21 protein-coding genes are annotated in these 19,698 nt (G+C 44.2%); 9 read left to right on the top strand and 12 right to left on the bottom strand.

The genetic code is table 11. The annotated features are described in order from the left end of the window. Position 1: 1 nt before the first annotated feature. From OAG1_RS14460 to OAG1_RS14445, 4 genes are read right to left on the bottom strand one after another with little or no spacing between them, the layout of a single operon-like run. Entirely contained in the window at positions 2 to 730 is a 729-nt protein-coding gene (locus tag OAG1_RS14460; protein ID WP_338621784.1) for an amino acid ABC transporter ATP-binding protein, read from the bottom strand. After that, positions 717 to 1,367 carry an amino acid ABC transporter permease gene (locus tag OAG1_RS14455; protein WP_016402774.1) on the bottom strand — a complete coding sequence of 217 codons (651 nt, stop codon included), beginning with the start codon at positions 1,365 to 1,367 and terminating at the stop codon, positions 717 to 719. Before OAG1_RS14455 ends, OAG1_RS14460 begins: the two co-directional genes overlap by 14 nt. A gap of 12 nt (positions 1,368 to 1,379) precedes the next feature. Beyond that, positions 1,380 to 2,048 (bottom strand): amino acid ABC transporter permease, encoded by a 669-nt coding sequence (locus OAG1_RS14450; protein WP_016402775.1) that lies wholly within the window; start codon positions 2,046 to 2,048, stop codon positions 1,380 to 1,382. 11 nt (positions 2,049 to 2,059) lie between these two features. Next, on the bottom strand, positions 2,060 to 2,848 hold the full coding sequence (locus tag OAG1_RS14445; protein ID WP_016402776.1) for a transporter substrate-binding domain-containing protein: 789 nt from the start codon (positions 2,846 to 2,848) through the stop codon (positions 2,060 to 2,062). A gap of 436 nt (positions 2,849 to 3,284) precedes the next feature. Between OAG1_RS14445 and OAG1_RS14440 the strand changes: the two genes are divergently transcribed. The 6 genes from OAG1_RS14440 (at position 3,285) to OAG1_RS14415 (ending at position 8,612) form a co-directional block, all read left to right on the top strand. Continuing rightward, positions 3,285 to 3,983, top strand: coding sequence for a spondin domain-containing protein (locus OAG1_RS14440; RefSeq protein ID WP_338621783.1), 699 nt, complete (start codon positions 3,285 to 3,287; stop codon positions 3,981 to 3,983). Between the two features lie 13 nt (positions 3,984 to 3,996). Next, positions 3,997 to 4,704, top strand: coding sequence for a spondin domain-containing protein (locus OAG1_RS14435; RefSeq protein ID WP_338621782.1), 708 nt, complete (start codon positions 3,997 to 3,999; stop codon positions 4,702 to 4,704). Positions 4,705 to 4,786: 82 nt separating this feature from the next. Continuing rightward, positions 4,787 to 5,488 carry a response regulator transcription factor gene (locus tag OAG1_RS14430; RefSeq protein WP_338621781.1) on the top strand — a complete coding sequence of 234 codons (702 nt, stop codon included), beginning with the start codon at positions 4,787 to 4,789 and terminating at the stop codon, positions 5,486 to 5,488. After that, positions 5,478 to 6,971, top strand: a complete 1,494-nt coding sequence (locus tag OAG1_RS14425) for a HAMP domain-containing sensor histidine kinase (protein ID WP_338621780.1) — start codon at positions 5,478 to 5,480, stop codon at positions 6,969 to 6,971. The genes OAG1_RS14430 and OAG1_RS14425 overlap by 11 nt, the downstream gene beginning before the upstream one ends. 233 nt (positions 6,972 to 7,204) lie before the next feature. After that, entirely contained in the window at positions 7,205 to 7,390 is a 186-nt protein-coding gene (locus OAG1_RS14420; RefSeq protein ID WP_338621779.1) for a hypothetical protein, read from the top strand. Positions 7,391 to 7,403: 13 nt separating this feature from the next. After that, on the top strand, positions 7,404 to 8,612 hold the full coding sequence (locus OAG1_RS14415; protein ID WP_338621778.1) for an MFS transporter: 1,209 nt from the start codon (positions 7,404 to 7,406) through the stop codon (positions 8,610 to 8,612). 206 nt (positions 8,613 to 8,818) lie between these two features. Here OAG1_RS14415 and OAG1_RS14410 read toward each other — a convergent pair whose 3' ends face one another. The 6 genes from OAG1_RS14410 to OAG1_RS14385 form a co-directional block, all read right to left on the bottom strand. After that, entirely contained in the window at positions 8,819 to 9,223 is a 405-nt protein-coding gene (locus OAG1_RS14410) for a GFA family protein (RefSeq protein ID WP_338621777.1), read from the bottom strand. Between the two features lie 67 nt (positions 9,224 to 9,290). Further along, on the bottom strand, positions 9,291 to 9,887 hold the full coding sequence (locus OAG1_RS14405) for a hypothetical protein (protein WP_338621776.1): 597 nt from the start codon (positions 9,885 to 9,887) through the stop codon (positions 9,291 to 9,293). A 110-nt stretch (positions 9,888 to 9,997) separates the two neighbouring features. After that, the gene (locus OAG1_RS14400) at positions 9,998 to 10,531 is read right to left on the bottom strand and encodes a hypothetical protein (protein WP_338621775.1); all 534 of its coding nucleotides are present in this window, start codon (positions 10,529 to 10,531) and stop codon (positions 9,998 to 10,000) included. Between the two features lie 113 nt (positions 10,532 to 10,644). Further along, on the bottom strand, positions 10,645 to 11,055 hold the full coding sequence (locus tag OAG1_RS14395; RefSeq protein ID WP_338621774.1) for a DUF3806 domain-containing protein: 411 nt from the start codon (positions 11,053 to 11,055) through the stop codon (positions 10,645 to 10,647). Between the two features lie 347 nt (positions 11,056 to 11,402). Next, positions 11,403 to 11,618: a hypothetical protein gene (locus tag OAG1_RS14390; protein WP_338621773.1), complete on the bottom strand. Its 216-nt coding sequence runs from the start codon at positions 11,616 to 11,618 to the stop codon at positions 11,403 to 11,405. 141 nt (positions 11,619 to 11,759) lie between these two features. Then, a complete protein-coding gene (locus tag OAG1_RS14385) occupies positions 11,760 to 13,220 on the bottom strand; it encodes a polysaccharide lyase family 7 protein (RefSeq protein WP_338621772.1) in 1,461 nt (486 codons plus the stop codon). A gap of 578 nt (positions 13,221 to 13,798) precedes the next feature. Between OAG1_RS14385 and OAG1_RS14380 the strand changes: the two genes are divergently transcribed. The 3 genes from OAG1_RS14380 to OAG1_RS14370 are packed head-to-tail and all read left to right on the top strand — an operon-like array spanning position 13,799 to position 17,156. Further along, positions 13,799 to 14,461: a hypothetical protein gene (locus OAG1_RS14380; protein ID WP_338621771.1), complete on the top strand. Its 663-nt coding sequence runs from the start codon at positions 13,799 to 13,801 to the stop codon at positions 14,459 to 14,461. Next, a complete protein-coding gene (locus tag OAG1_RS14375; RefSeq protein ID WP_338621770.1) occupies positions 14,433 to 15,173 on the top strand; it encodes a hypothetical protein in 741 nt (246 codons plus the stop codon). Before OAG1_RS14380 ends, OAG1_RS14375 begins: the two co-directional genes overlap by 29 nt. A 33-nt stretch (positions 15,174 to 15,206) precedes the next feature. Beyond that, positions 15,207 to 17,156 (top strand): RecQ family ATP-dependent DNA helicase, encoded by a 1,950-nt coding sequence (locus OAG1_RS14370; RefSeq protein ID WP_338621769.1) that lies wholly within the window; start codon positions 15,207 to 15,209, stop codon positions 17,154 to 17,156. 322 nt (positions 17,157 to 17,478) lie between these two features. On the opposite strand, the gene OAG1_RS14365 is transcribed toward OAG1_RS14370, so the two are convergent. Together OAG1_RS14365 and yiaY are read right to left on the bottom strand one after the other, a co-directional pair. Next, positions 17,479 to 18,336: a helix-turn-helix transcriptional regulator gene (locus tag OAG1_RS14365; protein WP_338621768.1), complete on the bottom strand. Its 858-nt coding sequence runs from the start codon at positions 18,334 to 18,336 to the stop codon at positions 17,479 to 17,481. 191 nt (positions 18,337 to 18,527) lie between these two features. Then, a complete protein-coding gene (gene yiaY, locus OAG1_RS14360; RefSeq protein WP_152779442.1) occupies positions 18,528 to 19,676 on the bottom strand; it encodes an L-threonine dehydrogenase in 1,149 nt (382 codons plus the stop codon). Between the last annotated feature and the right edge of the window lie 22 nt (positions 19,677 to 19,698).

Below are 19,698 nucleotides of genomic sequence, written 5' to 3'. Positions count from 1 at the left end.
CTTATAACACTGCAGAAATAAAGCTTTGTAACTCGGTGGTTTGGGGCTGAGCAAACACCTGTTTGCTGTCGCCGGTTTCCCACACCTTTCCTTGGTGCATAAAGACCACTCTATCACCAACGTCGCGAGCAAAGTTCATTTCGTGGGTGACTAAAACTAGCGTCATGCCTTCGGCGGCTAGTTGTTCAAGTACTTTGAGTACTTCACCTACCAGCTCAGGGTCGAGAGCCGAGGTGATTTCGTCACACAGCAATACTTTAGGCGACATAGCCAAAGAGCGGGCAATCGCCACGCGTTGTTGCTGGCCGCCCGACATACTAGTGGGGTATTGATCAAACTTGTCGGCTAAACCCACTTTTTCCAGCACTTCTTTTGCTAGCTTGCGACATTCTTGCTGGCTTTTCCCCAGTACTAGCTTGGGCGCTAACATAATGTTTTCGCCAGCGGTCATATGGGGGAAGAGGTTAAAGTTTTGAAACACCATACCTACACTACGGCTAAGTAGCCTAAGCTGTTTTTCGTCTTCGCTTACCGCTTGTTTATCTACAATAATGGCACCACTTTGAAAGGGTTCTAAGCCATTAATGCAGCGCAATAGGGTGCTTTTTCCAGAACCGCTGCGGCCAATAATAGAGATAACTTCGCCAGCCTTTATTTTTAAGTCTATGCCTTTTAGCACATGGTGTTGGCCGTAATACTTATGAATTTGTTCAATACTAACCAGTGACATTGAGCTTCTTCTCCAAATGCTTGCTGTATAAAGACAGCGGGAAACACAACAAAAAGTACAGCGCTGCCACTAAGGCAAACACTTTAAAGGGTTGGAAAGTGGCATTGTTAAGCATGGTGCCGGCTTTAGTTAACTCTACAAAACCAATAATGGATGTGAGTGCAGTGCCTTTCACCACTTGCACCGAAAAGCCTACGGTAGGAGCAATGGCCACGGTGAGTGCTTGCGGCAAAATAACGTAGCGCATGGTTTGAAAGAAGCTCAAACCCAAGGTGCGAGATGCTTCCCATTGTCCCTTGGGTAAAGATTCAATACAGCCGCGCCAAATCTCACATAAAAAGGCACTGGTGAACAAAGTTAAACCAATGATGGCAGCGCTCCAAGCGCTCACATCAATGCCAATTAGCGATAAACCAAAGAAGGTAACAAACAACTGCATTAACAGAGGTGTGCCTTGAAACAGTTCTACATAGCCTTTAACGAAGGCGCTTAACACTGGGTTTTTGCTTATGCGCATAAAGGTTAGTAGTAGGGCAACCAAGCCACCGCTGGCAAAGGCAATGAGTGATAACAAGACCGTCCAACGCGCTGCCAGTAGCAGGTTGCGTAAGATGTCCCAATCGGTAAATTGCATCATATTAAACTACTCCTACAATGCAGGGTTTTTGAAAAGGCGACGAGCGGCCAGCTCAAACAGTTGGCGCATGGCTATGGCTAGCAGCAAATAAATCAGTGCGGTGAGCAAGTAAGATTCAAAGCTTAAAAAGTTACGCGACTGAATAAAGTTGGCTGAGAACGTGAGCTCTTCGACAGAGATTTGCGAGACCACCGCCGAGCCCAGCATCACGATAATGCATTGGCTAACTAAGGCCGGATAGATACGTTGAAACGCAGTGGGTAATACAATGCGGCTAAAAATGTGCCAGTGGCTTAAGCCTAAGGTTTTACCCGCTTCCCACTGGCCTTTAGGCGTGGCTTCTATACCTGCACGAATAATCTCGGTGAGGTAGGCGCCTAGGTTAATCACCATGGCCAAGCAGCCTGCTTGCCAAGCACTTAGTTTTACCCCCAAGGCTGGCAAGCCAAAAAAGATGAAGAATAACTGCACAATAAACGGTGTATTGCGAATCACTTCTACATAGGCGCTTATGAGCCAGCGCAACCAAGCTTTATTACTTATTTTACCTGCAGCCCCCGCAGTACCGAGCAAGATCCCAGCAAAGGTTGAATACAAGGTGAGCTCGGCAGTGGTGAGTAAACCCTTGGCAAGCTCAGGCATGTAGGGCAGTAAGCCACTAAAGTCTAGTTGGTAGCTCATGGCGCGCTCCTTTAGTACAACTCTTTAGGTAACGATGTTTTAAACCATGCAAGCGAGAGTTTCTCTAACTCACCACTTTGTTTTGCTTTAGCAATTAGCTCGTTTACTTTGGCAACCAGTGCAGGCTCGCCTTTAAGTACACCTACATAACATGGTGAGTTTTTAAGTAAGAACTTAGTCTCTGGCTTACGGTTTGGAACGCGTTTGGCAATTTCTGTGGCAACTAAATTACCAGTGGCAATAAGCTCTACTTGGCCTGATAAGTAAGCTGACAGGGTGGTGTTATTGTCTTCAAAACGTTTAATGGTGGTAGAACTATCCACCAATTTGCTTAACTCTATGTCTTCTACCGCGCCACGGGTAACACCAACGGTTTTACCTGCCAGTTGCTCCGCAGAATCAACGCTTACCTCTGCGGCACCAAATACACCAAGGAAAAATGGTGCATATGCATCACTAAAGTCGATGGCTTTTTCACGCTCGGCGTTTTTACCTAGGCTAGAAATAACCAAATCAACCTTGCGGGTTTGTAAGTAGGGAATGCGGTTAGCGCTAGTTACTGGCACTAATTCTAGTTTTACATCCAGCTGCTCAGCTAGGTAGCGAGCCATATCAATGTCGTAACCCATGGGTTGTAAATCACTCCCCACCGAGCCAAACGGAGGGAAGTCTTGTGGCACGGCTACTTTTAATACGCCGCGCTCCATTAAAGTAGCTAGTTGGTCGGCATGGCTTACGGTGCTGCTTAGAGCGCAAAGTAAAATGGCTGCGCTAGCAAATAGTTTTTTGAAGGTATACATAAAGCTTCCTTAGCGAGTTTACTTGTTGTGAAACGAATGAATCTTTTGTTTTTTATTTGCAACGCACGAGCCATCAAGCCGGAAGTGAAGTAAGTATTTAATAATTCCTTTAAATACATATGGTTATAGCTTTTAGTTTGATGGATAAGTGAAGGTGCTCTAGCGGATGGTGTTTAATATTTACCCATCTTGGTGCTGTTTGGGATCTGTTTGGTGCATAAATTACTACTAAAGTGGTATTTATGAGTTTATTTAAAACAAATCGCAAATATTTGTCTAAATCTCGCTTTTTCAAACAATTTTTTAAGTTTAACTATTTGTTTTAAATGGGCTTTAATGCCTGTGATAGAAAAGTGATAAGTTCGTGAATTGGTTGGGACATGTGCTTCTTATACTGGATTTGACTGTTAAATAAGGACCGCAAAAGGAGCGAACCATGGATCTCAAGTCATCTCTGTTAGCAATGCCGTTTATTGCTGTAAGTACATTAAGCCAAGCCGCGGTAGTAGACGTTAAAATTACTAACTTAACGCAAGGTATTTACTACACCCCTTTACTAGTAACTGCACACACTTCTGACGCCCACCTATTTGAAGTAGGTTCTGCGGCATCGCCAGCCCTACAGATGATGGCAGAGGGTGGAGACATCTCTGGTTTAGTCACTATTGCTGATGGTATTGGCGCAGTGTCGTCAGCAAATCCAGCGGCTGGTTTATTAGCACCAACCGATTACGTGATGGTGAGTGACCTAGATACTGGCAGCAACACCCATTTGAGTATTGTGGCCATGTTATTGCCAACCAATGATGGTTTTGTAGGTAAAGACAGCTGGGAAATTCCAAGTGAAGAAGGCACTTATACCTTCTACATGAATGGTTACGACGCTGGCACCGAAGCCAACGATGAGATTGTAAACGGCGGCGGAGCTTCTGGTACTCCTGGTATTCCTGCAAACCCTGGCATGAATGGTGGAACTGGCGGCAGTGGCGTAGCTACAGCATCAAGCAATACCAACATTCATATTCACCCTGGTAATGTGGGTGACCAAGATGCAACGGGCGGCATGAGTGACCTAGACAGCCGTATTCACCGCTGGTTAAACCCAGTTGCAAAAGTGGTTGTTACCGTTAAGTAATTAAGGAGGATCTATGGCTATCTCAAGTTTTAGTAAGAGAGCCTTGGCCGTAGCGGTAATGGCGGCAGGACTAAGTGCATGTGGCAGTGATGATGAACAAATCGTTATTCTTCCGCCAGATACGCTAGAGTATGAAGTAACCATTTACAACGACACCTCGGCGCAGCCCTTATCACCAGCTGTAGTGGGTATTCATAGTGCAACCATGAGTTTATGGACATTGGGAACTTCTGCCAGCGTGCCCTTAGAAACCATGGCCGAAGGTGGTGACGCCTCTGACATTGCAGCTATGTTTACCGATGACAATGTAGCAGTAACTGGTGCTGGCGCTATTGGCCCAGGTGCTTATGAAACCTTAATGATAAGTGCTTCTGAGCGTAGCGATATGCAGTTGTCACTAGCCACTATGATGGTAAATACTAACGATGCATTTACTGGGCTAAATGGTATTGATATTGGTGGCTTAATGGTGGGTGATAGCATGACCTATAGCTTGCCAGCCTATGATGCAGGAACCGAGCAAAACAGCGAAGCGGTGGGAACGATTCCTGGCCCAGCTGATGGCGGTGAAGGGTTTAACGCGGCACGTGATGATGTAATGAATAAAGTTTCGCGTCATCCCGGTCTAGTTACACAAGCCGACGACCCTGCGTCAGTATTGCTGCCAGATCATCGATTGTCTGGCACAGTGGGAAGAGTAGTGATTACTCGTACCAACTAGCGCAGAGAACACTACACCCGTACTTAGGTGCGGGTGAGTGCCTTACTCATTGTGGTCGTTCATTACAAGGAAAGGAGCCTATATGTCCCCGCGGATCCTGGTCATTGAAGACGACCACGATATTAATAACCTGATCACCATGAATCTAAACGACATGATGTATCAAGTAGAAAGCTGCGAGAATGGCGCGCAAGGTTACGCCAAAGCCAGCAGCTATAACTTCGACTTAATTGTGCTTGATTTAATGCTACCCGGCATGGACGGTTTAGACATTTGTCGGCAACTTCGCGCCCAACAACACAACACGCCAATTTTAATGCTCACCGCACGCGACTCAGAGGCCGACAGGGTAGTAGGTTTAGAAATGGGCGCAGATGACTACCTCACTAAACCCTTTAGCGTGCGCGAGCTGCAAGCAAGAGTGAAAGCCATGTTGCGCCGCGTTGATATGCTAGTGCAAAGCCAGCAACAAACCGACGCCACTACCATGCAGTGGAAGGACTTATCCATCGATATTGGTCGCCGCCAAGTATCGGTGCGCAATCAGGCGGTGGAGCTTACCTCTACCGAGTTTGATTTACTACTGCATCTGGCGAAATCACCGGGTTTAGTATTCAGCCGAGCTCAGCTATTAGACCAAGTTTGGGGCTATAAACACAGCGGCTACGAGCACACCGTAAATTCGCATATCAATCGACTACGCACCAAGTTAGAAAGCGACCCTTCTAATCCTGAATACGTGCTAACTGTGTGGGGAGTAGGGTACAAGTTTAATGATGTTTAGATTTATCAGTTCTTTTTACAGCAAGTTAATGCTGGCTGTGGTGGTGTGTTTTATTTTAGCGGGTGGCTTATTACTGGGCTTGGCCCATCAAAGCTCGCAGCAGTATCAAAACGAAATTGAACAAAAACTGCATTTACAATTAGCCGAACATTTAGTTTACGAAAGCCAATTGTTTAAAGATGGAGAGCTTGATCCTAAAGCGATTAAGCAGGCTTTTCATTCGATGATGATCTTAGGCCCAAGTTTTGAGTTCTACATTCTTGATACCGCTGGCAAGGTGGTGACTTACTCAGCCGATCCCAGCAAAATCAAACGCAGGCAATTAGATCTAAAGCCAATTCGAGATTTTATCGACGGGTCTAGAGCCATGCCGATTATTGGCGACGACCCTCGTTCTCCCTCAAGAAGTAAGATTTTTTCGGTGGCCGAAATTCGCGAAGGCAATAGCTTAAAAGGATATTTGTACATCATCATTGGTGGCGAGATCTACGACAGCGTTGCCGAGCTGCTGCAAAGCAGTCACATTATGAAATTAAGCATGCTGGGGCTTTTGTTCATTTTAGGTTTTAGCTTGTTAGTGGTATTTCTTATCTTCGGTTTGCTTACCAAACCACTGCGTCGCTTAGCCAAGGATATTGATCAGTTTCAGCATGTTGGCTTGGAGCAAACCGCCAACATTGCAGGGCATTGGCAAAATAACTCTCACGATGAAGTGCAAAAGCTAGGCGCTGCCTTTAGTGATATGGCCACCACCATTAAGGGCCAATATCAAAAGGTTAAAGACACCGACCAACTGCGTCGAGAGCTTATTTCTTATGTTTCTCACGATCTGAGAACACCGCTAGCATCACTGCAAGGTTACTTAGAAACTTGGCAGTTAAAACACCGAGACTTATCTCCAGAAGAAGGTGAGCAGTTAATTAAAGTAGCTTTAAGCAGCGCACGTAAAACCTCTAGCTTAGTGGAGCAGCTATTTGAGCTGGCTCACCTTGATAGCGACCAAGCTACGATTAATGAAGAGTCAGTCGCAATTGCTGAATTAGCCCAGGACGTAATTCAAAAGCTCGAGTTAGCTGCCCAGAAAAAGCAGGTGGTAATGAGCGTAGAGCCGCAAGACCCATCCTTAGTCGCCTGCGCCGATATTCAACGTATTGAGCGAGTGTTTACCAACTTGTTGGAGAACTCGATCCGTCATTGCAGCGAAGGCGACGAGATAAAAGTAACAATCGACCAAGAAGAGCAGGGCAACAAATTAGCCATTACCGTAAGTGATACTGGCACTGGGATCCCTGCCGATGATTTACCGCATATCTTCGACGCCCACTATCGAGCAGCTAATCGAGCGAAAGATAAAAGCTCACATGGTGGCTTAGGTTTGGCCATTGCTAAACGAATAGTGCAACTGCATCGTTCATCAATTAGTGTTGAGTCCACTTTAGGCGAAGGCACCCGTTTTTGTTTTACCTTAGATAAACCTATGTAATTTTGCATTTTTCACTGGGCTGGCGCTTATCGGTGTAGCCCAGTGAATGTTGATAGATAGGCGCTGGTTTGTGCAGTTTCTAACTTCTTGTTGTGGCTGCTTCTTGCTCTATATAACTACTGATTAAGCTATGCGTTCTGTGCATATATCTCCTGAGTTAAATTCATTAGTTTGAGGAAACAGAACTGCGTACACTCCGCGCTTCTTTTGGTTATCAGCAAATAAATTACCCTATGTTTTCGCAATCTATTCTGGCTCAAATGCTGAGAATACTGCAGTTATTAAGCTTAACGCTGCTAGTTGTGCATCACTCACCAGGCTTATTAAAGCTGTTGGCTGAACAGGCTATGAATAGCGGCTGCCACCAAATTAATGACGATGCATCGCAGCATCACTCTCACCACCATTCTCATCATTAAGTAAGAGGCTTACATGAGTATTTTTCGCTTTCCTGCATTGGTTTGGCTAGGCATTGGCATTTTGGTTATCTCGCTCGGTATTCGCCAGTCCTTTGGTATTTTCATGATGCCAGTATCAGAGCACTTTCAGTTAGGCAGAGAGTTTTTTAGCTTTGCCATTGCCTTGCAAAACCTGTTGTTTGGCATGTTCCAACCTTTTGTGGGTATGGCCGCAGACAAGTGGGGAGCAAAACGAGTGATAGTACTGGGAGCGGCTGCCTATGCACTGGGTTTATATTTAAGCTCAATCGCCACGCTGTCTAGCATGTTGTATCTATCCTTGGGTGCATTGGTAGGGTTAGGGCTTAGTGCCACGAGTTATGTGATTGTATTAGGTGCAGTGGCTAAAGTTGTACCTGCTAAACATGCCGCAAAGGCTTTTGGCTTAACTACCGCAGCAGGCTCCTTTGGTATGTTTGCAATGATTCCAGGTGCGCAACTTATGCTAAGCCAAATGGGCTGGCAGCAAGCCCTGCAAGCTTTTGCTTTGTTATGCGCCTTAATGGTGGCGTTTGCCATGTTTATGAAAACCGCTAAACCTAGTACTGAACATCAAGCGGTAGTAGATGATAAGCAAACCCTTAAAGAGTCCTTACAAGAGGCGTTTTCTCATAAAGGTTATTGGCTTATTCATGCCGGCTTTTTTGTCTGTGGTTTTCATGTGATGTTTATAGCTACGCACTTGCCTAGTTACCTCGCTGATAAAAACTTAAGTGCCACAACCGGGGCCATGGCTTTGGCCTATGTGGGGATATTTAATATCTTTGGCTCGTATTTTTGGGGCGTAATGGGCGACAGATTTAGCAAGCGCCATGTTATGTCTGCCTTGTATCTTATGAGAACTATCGTGATCGCAGGTTTTGTGAGTTTGCCGGTGACCGAGAGCACAGCGGCATTATTTGGTGGCGCTATTGGCTTTTGTTGGTTAGGTACTGTGCCGCTTACCTCGGGTTTGGTTAGGCAAATATTTGGCGCTCGCTACTTATCTACCTTGTATGGCTTGGTGTTTTTTACGCATCAAATCGGTAGCTTTTTAGGAGCCTGGGTGGGTGGGCGTATTTATGATTACTGCGGCTCTTACGAACCTATCTGGTGGTCAACTGTGGCACTGGCTTTTATTGCAGCACTGATTCATTTGCCGATTAATGATAAACCGGTAATGCGTTTGGCAGCTGCGAGTTGATCCTATCAGGGTGATATAGGTTTACCTCTTCTTAACACGTCTTTGGACAAAAGCGTGTTTGGGTGATGACTTATTCAATGGTGTTTCGGATTAGCGAAAGTATGGAACAGTTGGTGTTAACGCCGCATTAAGGCTTGGAGTAACGTGCGCTACACTTGAGCGAAGCGAAACCAGCGCACGTTACGAAATCGCTCTTGAATGCATTGTTATGAAGCTTTTCTATCCGCTGGGTGATTTACCCCATCTTTAGTCACCACATCGCCAAGGTCAAACGGGTTAACGCCTTCCAAGCAACCTATGTTAAAGCCGTATTCGTTAGGATTTGAACGCCTTTGGTGATGAGTGTAAATACCACAATTTGAACAAAAATAGTGGTTCGCTGTATTTGTATTGAACTGATAGAGCTTGAGAAATTCTTTACCTTTGAGGATTTGGATACCACTAAGGTCAACAGAACCTACAATAGCACCCTTTCTTCTGCAAATTGAACAGTCACAGCGTCTTGGGTTTTCTATACCATTAGGCAACGTAAGCTCTAAAACTATCGAACCACAATGGCAAGTCGCCTTATGTTTGGGCAAAATTTTCGTATTGCCAACCTTTTTGATCATGTTGAAGCCTCCTCGTTTCATAACGCTTCAATCAGCCGGAGCGTCAGCGATCGGCTGAATTGGCTTGTTAGGGCTGAACATTGCCATAATCCTGCATTTTATCCAAGAATGGCTGAGTTAAGTCTGCTCGCCCAGCCATACCGACTAACTGCCCAGCTGCGATAAATCCAAGGGCTCCGGCAACGCCCAATGCATGATTTAGTTCTGTTGCATCGTAGTCAGCTGAAATTTTTCCTGGTAGATGCCTGCGACTGACCTGCATAAAGCCGGTATGAGTAAAATCATTCATTGACTTCCAAGCGACACCTTTGAACTTAGAGAGAACAAAATCTTTGTCATCAATCTTACTTTCGTACTCCGACACCAATGTACCAAAGGATTTATCTATTTTTCCCTTCTTAAACTTCTTCAATTCTATGTCTCTAGCACAGTACAGGATCCATAACCCTCTTACGACTGACTCTGTTAGTACTCTCAAAATCGACATGACAGAACCATATAGCTGAGATGAGTACAACAGACCAATTGCTGCCTGATGCTCTAGAGCCACATCAAAACAGCCAGAAGCCAACAACGACCTTTCATCGGCAGGTATAACAAGACCTGACGTTGTTTCGTCTATCCAGAACACAGCGTCCATGTATTTTTCGTATTCAGTTGACATATCTTGTGGCCCTAACGCCGCGTTAAGGTGTGAGCATCGTTTGGCTAAACTTGAGCGAAGCGAAAATGGCAAGCGTTGCGAATCACTCTTAAATGCTTTGTTATTTTTGTTTACCTTGGTGCTACCCAAGACTTTGTTTCATAGTCATATACCGTACAATTAGCGAAAGTCTTATCGATATCACTCAGGTGCCTATAGTTTACACTTGGCATAAAATGAACAATGTATGTTTCGACTATCGAGCTATAACCCTCACCATAATCGTCAATATCATCAAAATAAGCCTCTAAAAACGCTTCGTCACTCTCAGCAGTACCTAGAATCAGAGAGCTATTATTCGAGTAACGTATGAGTTTGACCTCAAGCTTTTGTTTTTTTAGATCAAAATATAGCTCTTCCCCTATTGGAAACACTTCCATGCTTCCAATTTTACTCACTTTTTGAGGTGATCCTCCGAGAGAGGATAAATGAAATTTAAGCAATACATCCACTTGCTGTCGTGCTAATTTTGAATGCTGACTAAAAACATCTTCTTGAATTGAACGAGGGTCAATCGTAGTGTTTTTTAGCAACAAATAGCTAAGCGTACCCTTTATATTTATCTCAAAAAGGTGAAACTCATTGATTACTGTTTTACGTACCAAATTTGCCTCCCATGAGGATAAACATAACGTCCCAACCATGGGCGGATTGAGCAGGTTAAACTAAGAGCGGAACAACGAAAGCCTGCGAAAATCCGTCCGCGTGGGTTGGTTTGTTATGTGGATAGTTCACGAGTGATTACGTTCCATATAGGTTCAAAGAACGCAATTTCATCAGCATTCTTTGGCATCCTTTTCCACACACTATCAATTGGATAAGCAACAGCTCCATTGTCGAACAGTACTGCCAGCTCAAAGTCTTGATCATCTGTAGCTGCCATCCACTTACCACCCGCCTGTTTGAGCATATAGTCACCAAACAAGACTCCCAATCCATAGCCTACAACAATTTCTGGCGGTTTTTTATCACTTGCGGACTCAGACCAGTTGTTAAAAGCTATATCTAAGTTCTCTGGTGTAACCACATCAGTAGATGCATAATTCCGTAGCAATTTCATGCCATTGCTACGGGGAGTAGCAAACCAATCTTCTTTTTCTGGAGATATATTTATTAAGCCATTTTGCATGAATCACCTCGTACCACATAACAGTTTATTAAGAGGAAAAATTCCTTGTTTAAACAAGGAACTTTTCCTCTTATCATACATTTGATATAACCAAGGTTATCACCTTTCCTAAGCTGCATCAGCCACCTAGCTCGAAAAATAACAAAAGCATCAGCAATAAAGAATGCAAGCCTTTGTGGAAAGAAGGAATCACAATTTACATGTGTATATTCACAGTGCTTTGTCCACAAAAGTAGAGAGATTAAAGGTACATAAGTTTACTAATAGTAATTTTGAGGGAGCGGTAACACGTAACGGGGCAAAATGTTTCACACACTCGATAGCCAAGATTGTGCTTTTCAATCCCATCATCTTCGCCGAGTAGCGCAAATAAACAAGGGAGCAGAGTTGAAGTCTGTTTGAGTGTAGCGAGTTACTTCAACTCCCTTGTGAATGCGCAACGGAGGATCTAAGAAGATGCAGGGCGAGTTTTCTTTTTGCTTAGCTAAGCTTTGCTCGTTAAAGCTTAATGACGTCGCCGAGAGGCGAAATTCGGCACAACGGCCAAGGGAAAACAGCAACATCTTAACTAGCTTTGAGACAAAAACATTGAAGAAAAATTAAGTTTTTCCAACTTTATTGTCCTTCGAAAAAAGACTCTAATACTAAAAAGGCCGCTTAACTAGCGGCCTTTGTCTGCTTGTTAGATACTCTGAAAGCTCAACTTATGGGTTGTAGTTATCGTGAGTATTGGTCAATTTGTAGAACGTTACTTTTGCGTAGTCGCTATCGTTACTGCTGTTGTCTTGCAGGTAGATACCGGCTTTAAAGTACATGTAGTTGCTGGAATCATCGTAACCACTGCCAGACATGTTGATAGTTTTGCTGGCGAGTTGGCTGCCATTTTGGCTGATCTTGGCAGTAAGTGAGTCGCCATTCACCGTAATGGTATAAGAGAACTCTTCGTTCAAGGCGATACCGCTTGATGGGTTAGAGGTGCTGTTTAAATCACCGTTTGAACTCACCATGCTGCCTAGTAGGTTGTACCACGTTTCGTTACCACCGTCTGATTTCGACGTTTCGTGGGCAAAGTAAATAGCGCCATTACTGTTACCCGGTAGTTTGTGGTAGTAAAGGCGGATAGGTTCGTTCCCTTCTGCATGAATTTGCCCAATTACAATTCGGCCCACTTGCTCATTGTTTGAGCTTGTTGTGGTGACGTGATTTACCGCAAGGGTGGCGTCTAGTACACCGTCGATGCCGCCAAAGGCGCTTTGGCTGCTGCTTGGTATGCTTGAAAATGCCCAGTTGTTGTCTTTACCGCTAGTTGAATACGAGGTATCTCCGCGGCGTAGCATTTCGCGTAATTCGGTGCGTACATATTTGGTACCACTAGAGGTTGTTACCCCTTTAACTGGCGTGTAAAACACCATACCGCCGTCGCTACCGGTGTAGAAGTAGCTATCTTCGTAACTTGCCGCTAGCTCTACTTCTTTAATTGAAGTGGCGTAACCGTCGCCTTCATCTACAGGAATGCTTAGGTACCAGTCCAATAGATCAAAATTGCCAGAAGGTGCTTTAGACGCATCAAGATTGTGGTCACCGCCGCCGCTACCGCCACCTGAACCGCCGCCAGATGTATCATCGGTTCTGGTTAGCTCCCATTGCTGGTTAATGTTGCCGCTGCTTGATGTCCAAAGGTAGAGTGATTGGCGCAGTGCGGCGCCTCCATTGCCATCGATAGAAAAGCCTGGTGCATTGCGTTTTTCAAAACGGTAGATCTCGGTGCCACTGGTTACTTTAACTTTCTTCCAGTGTTGGTCGTAGTTGCTGGAATCACATACCTCTAGGGTAACGGCTTGACGCTTAGCACCACCCGTTCCACCATCCCAACAAAGGCTAGTACCCTCTTTCTTGTAAGAGTAGTAACCACTTCCATGACTAATTTGTACCCAGTTTTGATTTACATTGGTGGTTTTGGTTGTCCATAGGTAAAGCTGCTGTCCTTGAACAGCGCCGCCGTTACCGTCCATTGAGTAGCCCGTTTCCATCTTTTGCATGTTGAAAGTTGCAGCAGTCGCCAACGAAGAAGATAGCGCTAGAACAACAAAGCAAAGTGATTTTTTTAGTGCTTTACCATTAACGAGTGTCTTGTTCGAATCAGTGCATTTATCAATAGGTTTCATTACTCATTTCCTTATTTTTAAAACCTTGTTGCTTATTGTGAAGTTACATTAAGGCAGACTAAGACGAGCGGGTTTATCCTTAGTTGCCCAGCCTTCTGCAGGCCACGGCTTACCAACTGCTTAAAAGTAAATGACCAACAGTGTTCATAAACGTGATGATTTGTTTATGAAATTTGATGTTAGCTTTGTTGATGATGAAAAAATCAGCGATGCACTGCAATAATGTGTTTTTATAATACAATTGTTGTTATTTTGTGAACTAGTCATACAAATATGAAATTAAATGTTGCTTTGCTTGTTTTTTAAGCTAAAGCAAGGTTTACCATTTTTAGCCTTATTTGGTGGGTTTTTAGCCTTTTTGAGCTGGATTACTGGTTAAGTTTGAGCTGAAGGCTCTTTTGTCACCTATACAAAAACCTAAAATTGTATGATTTATATGGGCTTTAAGTTTGTTGAATGCTGGTCGATGTGCTTAGCGGGTAATAAGCAAGTTACTTTGCTTTATGTAACTTATATGGGTTACATTTTACAAAGTAACTAATTTGGGTTACTTTGTTCTCAATGAAGAGGATAATACTATGCAGCAGGTAGCCGTTCTTACTGGGGACTTAGTTGGCTCTAGTGAGTTAAACAGCCAAGATTTTGCAAAAATTTTGCAGCGATTAAGTGCTAGTTTGGCTTTAGCCAGCGAACGCTACCAATGTCGCTACGAAATTTTTCGCGGTGATGCTTTTCAGCTGGTGCTCAATGATCCACGCCAAGCATTAGAATGTGCCTTAGCAATTCGTTTAGATTTAAAAGCGTCTGGCGATAAACACTTAGCCTTTGATGCACGTATTGGAATTGGTATTGGCGAGATAGATCCTTTGGCAGAATTTGTGTCACGCTCAAATGGTGAAGCCTTTGTATTGTCTGGGCGCGGGCTAGATAGTCTTAAACGTCACTATTTGGGAATATTTAGCAACGACACTAAGTTTACGCAACGTATTGAATTGCTCACCAAATTTGCCGACCATCAAGTGCAAGAACTTACCATTAAACAAGCGCAAGCCTTGTCGTTATACTGGCAGCTAACTGAGCCAAGCCACGCAGCACTGGCGGCGCAACTTAATAGTTCACGGGTTAATGCTACCAAGTTGCTCAATCAGTCTCAGTACCAATTGCTAGAAGAATATAAACTGTTTTTTATCCAACTTATGGAAGAGTTTTATTATGGAAACACTGGCGCAATTCGCTCTTAGTATTGGCTTAGCTTATCTGTTGTTAGAGTTTTATTGTTTACCAAACTCTTGGCTAGAAGCCATTCAGCAAAGCAAGTTTGCAGCTGGTGGTTTGTATTTTCGCGCGCTGCTTATCACGGTGTTGTTTGCAGGTATAAGCATGTTGTTTGTATCAGCACTTGGCCCTTTGTTAGCAGCTATAGCGGCATTGTTTATCGCCAGTGTGTTAATTGCTGGGGTAAGTGCTTACTTGCCCGATAGAAGCCGTTATTACCTTGGCCAGCAACTAGCCCAGCTTGCAGTATTGTTGCTATTGGTTGTGGAGTTAAGCCAAGCCTGGCCGCTAGTGAGTGTGCTCTTCGAGCAAGCGATGCAGGCCAAAGTATTAGTAATTATTTTTGCTTATTTACTTATTTGGGGGCCATGTTCAAAGGTGCTTGGTTTAATCTTGCAGCGCTGGAGCCCACTTACTGAACAGCCAAAGCAAAATTTACCGATGGCTGGGCAGGCGATTGGCATGGTTGAGCGTAGCTTGGTGCTCACTTGTGTATTGCTCAATCAATTTGCCGCAATTGGCTTTATTGTTACCGCCAAATCGATTTTTCGTTTTGGCGACCTAAAAGATCATAGCGACCGAAAACTTACCGAATATGTAATGCTGGGTACTTTGCTTAGTGTTGCCGCCAGCGTGTTTATTGGCTTGGCTGCACATGCCTTATACCACGCCCTATAGTTTAATTTATTTAACCACTAAGAGCTTACCTACATGCCTCAAAATTTATCTGCTCAGTTAAAACAACATTTTGGATTTGACGGTTTTCGTCAAGGGCAAGCACCGGTGGTGGAGCGCTTATTGGCTCAGCGTTCTTGTTTAGCGATTTTTCCCACAGGGTCGGGTAAATCGCTATGTTATCAATTTACCGCCTTGCAACTGCCGCATCTTACTTTGGTGGTGTCTCCGTTATTGGCTTTGATTAAAGATCAGCTGGCTTTTTTACAGGCTAAAGGCATTGCTGCAGCCAGTTTAGATTCCACCTTAACTGCTGAACAAAGTAAGCAGGTAATGAGTGAGGTGCGCAGCGGCAAAACTAAAATATTAATGGTCTCGGTAGAGCGTTTTAAAAACGAGCGTTTTCGTCAGTTTATTGAATCGGTAGCTGTGTCTATGTTGGTGGTAGACGAGGCGCACTGTATCTCTGAGTGGGGCCATAACTTTCGCCCCGACTACTTAAAGCTGCCGCAATATCGTCAAGAACTTAACATTCCTTTAGTGCTGCTATTAACCGCCACGGCCACCAAAAAAGTAAAACTCGATATGGCTGCGCGCTTCGCTATAGCAGAAGATGACATCGTGCAAACAGGCTTTTATCGAAACAACTTAGATCTGAGTGTGCAAGCCTGCAGTAGCAACGATAAGCAGCAACAGCTATTAGCATTTATTCGCCAACAAACGGGTGCTGGCATCGTTTACGTTACTTTGCAAAACAGCGCTGAACAGGTGGCAAGCTTTTTACAGCAACAAGGCATAAATGCAGTTGCCTATCATGCAGGTTTTGCCAATGAGCAACGCCAGCAAACGCAAGATGATTTTATGGCGGGTAAGGTGCAGGTGGTGGTAGCCACCATAGCTTTTGGTATGGGAGTAGATAAAAGTGACATTCGCTTTGTAGTGCATTTTGATTTGCCTAAGTCTATCGAAAACTATAGCCAAGAAATTGGCCGAGCAGGGCGCGATGGTCAGCTTTCGCACTGTTTAACCTTGGCGAATTTAGACGGTTTAACCACGGTGGAGAACTTTGTATACGGCGATACGCCCGAGCAAAGTGGCATAGAAGCCTTGTTGGCAAACATTCAGGCTGAATCTCAAGGTGAGCAATGGGAAGTGCAAATCAACAGCCTGTCTAGCCTTACTAATATTCGCCAACTGCCACTTAAAACGCTATTGGTGCAATTAGAGATTCAAGGTCTTATTAAGCCTTTATATGCCTATTATGCTGATTTTAAGTACAAGTTCTTAGTAGACAAAAGCGCAGTGCTAGCGCGCTTTTCTGGCGAACGCTTACAGTTTATTGAAGCGATTTTCTCTCATACCCAAATGAAAAAAATATGGGGAAGCCTTAACTTTGATGGCCTGTATCAGCAGTATCAAGCAGAGCGCTCCAGAGTAGTGGCCGCCCTAGAGTATTTGGCAGAGCAGGGCTTAATCGAGTTAGAAACCAAGAAGACTACCGAGGTATATCAAGTAAACGCAGCGGGTTTGGCCGACCCTCAACTTGCCAGCCGTTTAAGCCAGTACTTCAACGATACGCAAACTAAAGAGATTAAACGGATTGCCCAGTTGGTTCGTTTCTTTGAACTAGATTCTTGCTTAAGTTACCAGTTAGCGCATTACTTTGATGACCACAACGCGCCTGCACAATGTGGCCATTGTAGTGTATGCCGCGGGCAAGTGGCTAAGTTGAGTTATTCTGCGCCGCTTAAGCAGCTAGACGATGCTCAAGTGTTTAATTACTTACAAGAGCTTAAACAACATTTAAGTGCCAGCCAACAAGCGCTGCTTAGCCCCATAATGGCCTGTCGATTTTTAACTGGGGTGACCAGTCCGTGGTCTACAAAATTTAAACTTCGCCAGCTGGCTGGGTTTGCCTGCTGTGAAAAACAGCCATACGCAAATACCTTGCAGCAAGTAGAGAGATTGTGGGAGCAGCTTGGTTAATAAGCTTGCTTAACAGCGGAGCGCTAAGACAAAGATGGTGCTTTAGCTCGAGGCGTTTTAGCGTTACTCACTAGGAATAGGAAGCTTATGTGCTTTAAGAAAACTAAGCTTGTCCCAGTAGCCGCGTTGTAACACGATTATGCCGTTTTCAAATTGAAAGAAGCCGCATCCTCGTAAACCGATGGGATCTTTCCATTCCAGTATTGCCCACTCACCATCTTGGAATATGTTTTACTAATGGGTAATTGCAATGGAAGTTAGCTTCTAGGCCGGTGCGTTTGGCTAACCCTCTACATTCAAGCTCTAATATTCAGCAGAGTGCTTAATGGTGGTCTCTCCCTGTTAATTGGTATTGTTTAGGGGTCATACCATATTCCTTTTTAAACAGGCGGATGAAGTGTGAAATATTATCGTACCCTGTTTCAAAAGCGGTATCTGTAACCGACATGTTCTTAAGGTGAAGCTTGGATCTTTTTAGTCGCAGCTTAGTCATATACTCCTTCGGAGTATAGTTTGTCGTTTGCTTAAATTTTTGACTGAAGTTAGACAAAGACATTCCTACTTCTTCGGCCACCTGTGACACCGATATACCGGCGTTATCATTAGAGCCAAAGATACGAATAGCGATATTTATTGGATGGTTTTTGTGGTGCTGAATAATCTCGTTACAGCTTTCAAGTTTCATCAACTCGTAGACCATTTCCTGGCAGGTTAGGTCGATAAGAAAACGCATGTTCTTATCCTTATCCTGCAAAATCTCTTGAATTCGCTGGTGCAGTACCGCTGTTCTTTCTGAGTAAGCGCTAAGTGCAAAGGTCGAATCACTAAATTGTTGGGGAGGATCTAATTGCAGGTTGTCAGCGACTCTTTGGCCCACATAGTCAATGATTTGATCGCCAAACTCGTATACCAATGCTTTAGTCGATTCTGGCATTGTCATGTGTACGCTAGCGTGTGGAGGAATGAGGATAAACTGGTCTTTTGTGTAAACAAAATTCTCTGATTGGTTCACACTCACCTTTTTCTCTCCGTCTAAAATTGTACACAAACGGGGTGCATCGTAAGAGCGGTACTGGTCAGAAAAGTGTTTGGGCAAGGCATAAAACAACATGTTTAGGCTATCTGTTGAGAGCGCATATTCGTGTTCGGCGATCCGACTAAAATTGTTGATTCTGTGCATAGTTCGCGTCTGCCTCGGTTAATAGAGTACGAAATATATACCGATCGTTGAATTGGCTTTTTGATCCTAGCCAGATTGCGGGCGTAAAGTAGCAGTATGGGGTGGGGGATTAACCTAAAAAGCGGCGAAGTTACCAAGAAATTCGCCGCTTATTGTTTTTGCTGATGCCTAAGCATCAAGCTAATTTTGCGTTACATTGCTGAAGCAAGAATCTCTACGATTTCACTATGGCTAGCTTGTTTAGGGTTAGTAAAACCACAAGCATCATTGAGTGCGTTCTCAGCCAGTACTTTAAAGTCATCAGCCTTAACGCCTAAACCTTCAAGTCCTGCTGGTATGTTTACGTCTTTTGATAATTGACGAATCGCTTCAAGCCCTGCTTCTGCAGCTTGCTCGGCACTTAGCTCAGCGATGTCTACGCCCATTGCTTTGGCTACGTCGGCAAGGCGCTCTGGTACTACTTGCGCGTTATATTGCTGAACGTGTGGCAATAAAATAGCGTTACATACACCATGTGGCAGGTCGTAAAAACCACCTAGTTGGTGAGCAATAGCGTGTACATAGCCTAGAGAAGCATTGTTAAATGCCATGCCTGCCATAAATTGCGCATAGGCCATGTTGTCACGTGCCGATAGATCACTACCGTTTGCAACTGCAGTACGTAGGTTAGCTTGAATCATTTCAATGGCTTTAATGGCAACAGCGTCAGTTACTGGAGTAGCAGCAGTTGAAACATAGGCTTCAATAGCGTGGGTTAGGGCATCCATACCGGTTGCAGCTGTTAAAGAAGCGGGTTTTGCTAACATTAATTCTGGGTCATTTACCGATAGTAATGGGGTTACATTTTTATCAACGATGGCCATCTTAATGTAGCGGGCTTCATCAGTAATGATACAAAAACGCGTCATTTCTGAAGCGGTGCCCGCTGTAGTATTGATCGCAATCAGCGGAAGCTGCGGTTTTTCTGATTGGTCTACGCCTTCGTAGTCTTTGATTTCGCCGCCGTTAGCCGCAAGCAGTGCAATGCCTTTTGCGCAATCGTGTGGAGAACCACCGCCAAGAGAGATAACGCAGTCGCAGTTGGCTTGCTTTAGTAGCGCTAAACCTTCATTAACGTTGGTAATTGTTGGGTTTGGCTTGGTTTGATCGTAAACCACTGCAGAAACGCCAGCATCAGCAAGCATGGTTTCTACTTTGCCTACAATGCCTATCTTATTAAGAACTTCATCGGTAACGATTAACGCACTCTTAAAACCAGATGCTTTAATATTAACAACTGCTTCAGAAAGGCAGCCTGCACCCATTAGGTTTATTGCTGGAATATAGAAAGTACTTGGCATGATATAGCTCCACAAAAGTTAT

Origin of the sequence: Agarivorans sp. OAG1 (assembly GCF_037076485.1) — a bacterium.
Classification (GTDB): domain Bacteria; phylum Pseudomonadota; class Gammaproteobacteria; order Enterobacterales; family Celerinatantimonadaceae; genus Agarivorans; species Agarivorans albus.
This window is presented reverse-complemented; position numbering and strand designations above follow the sequence as displayed.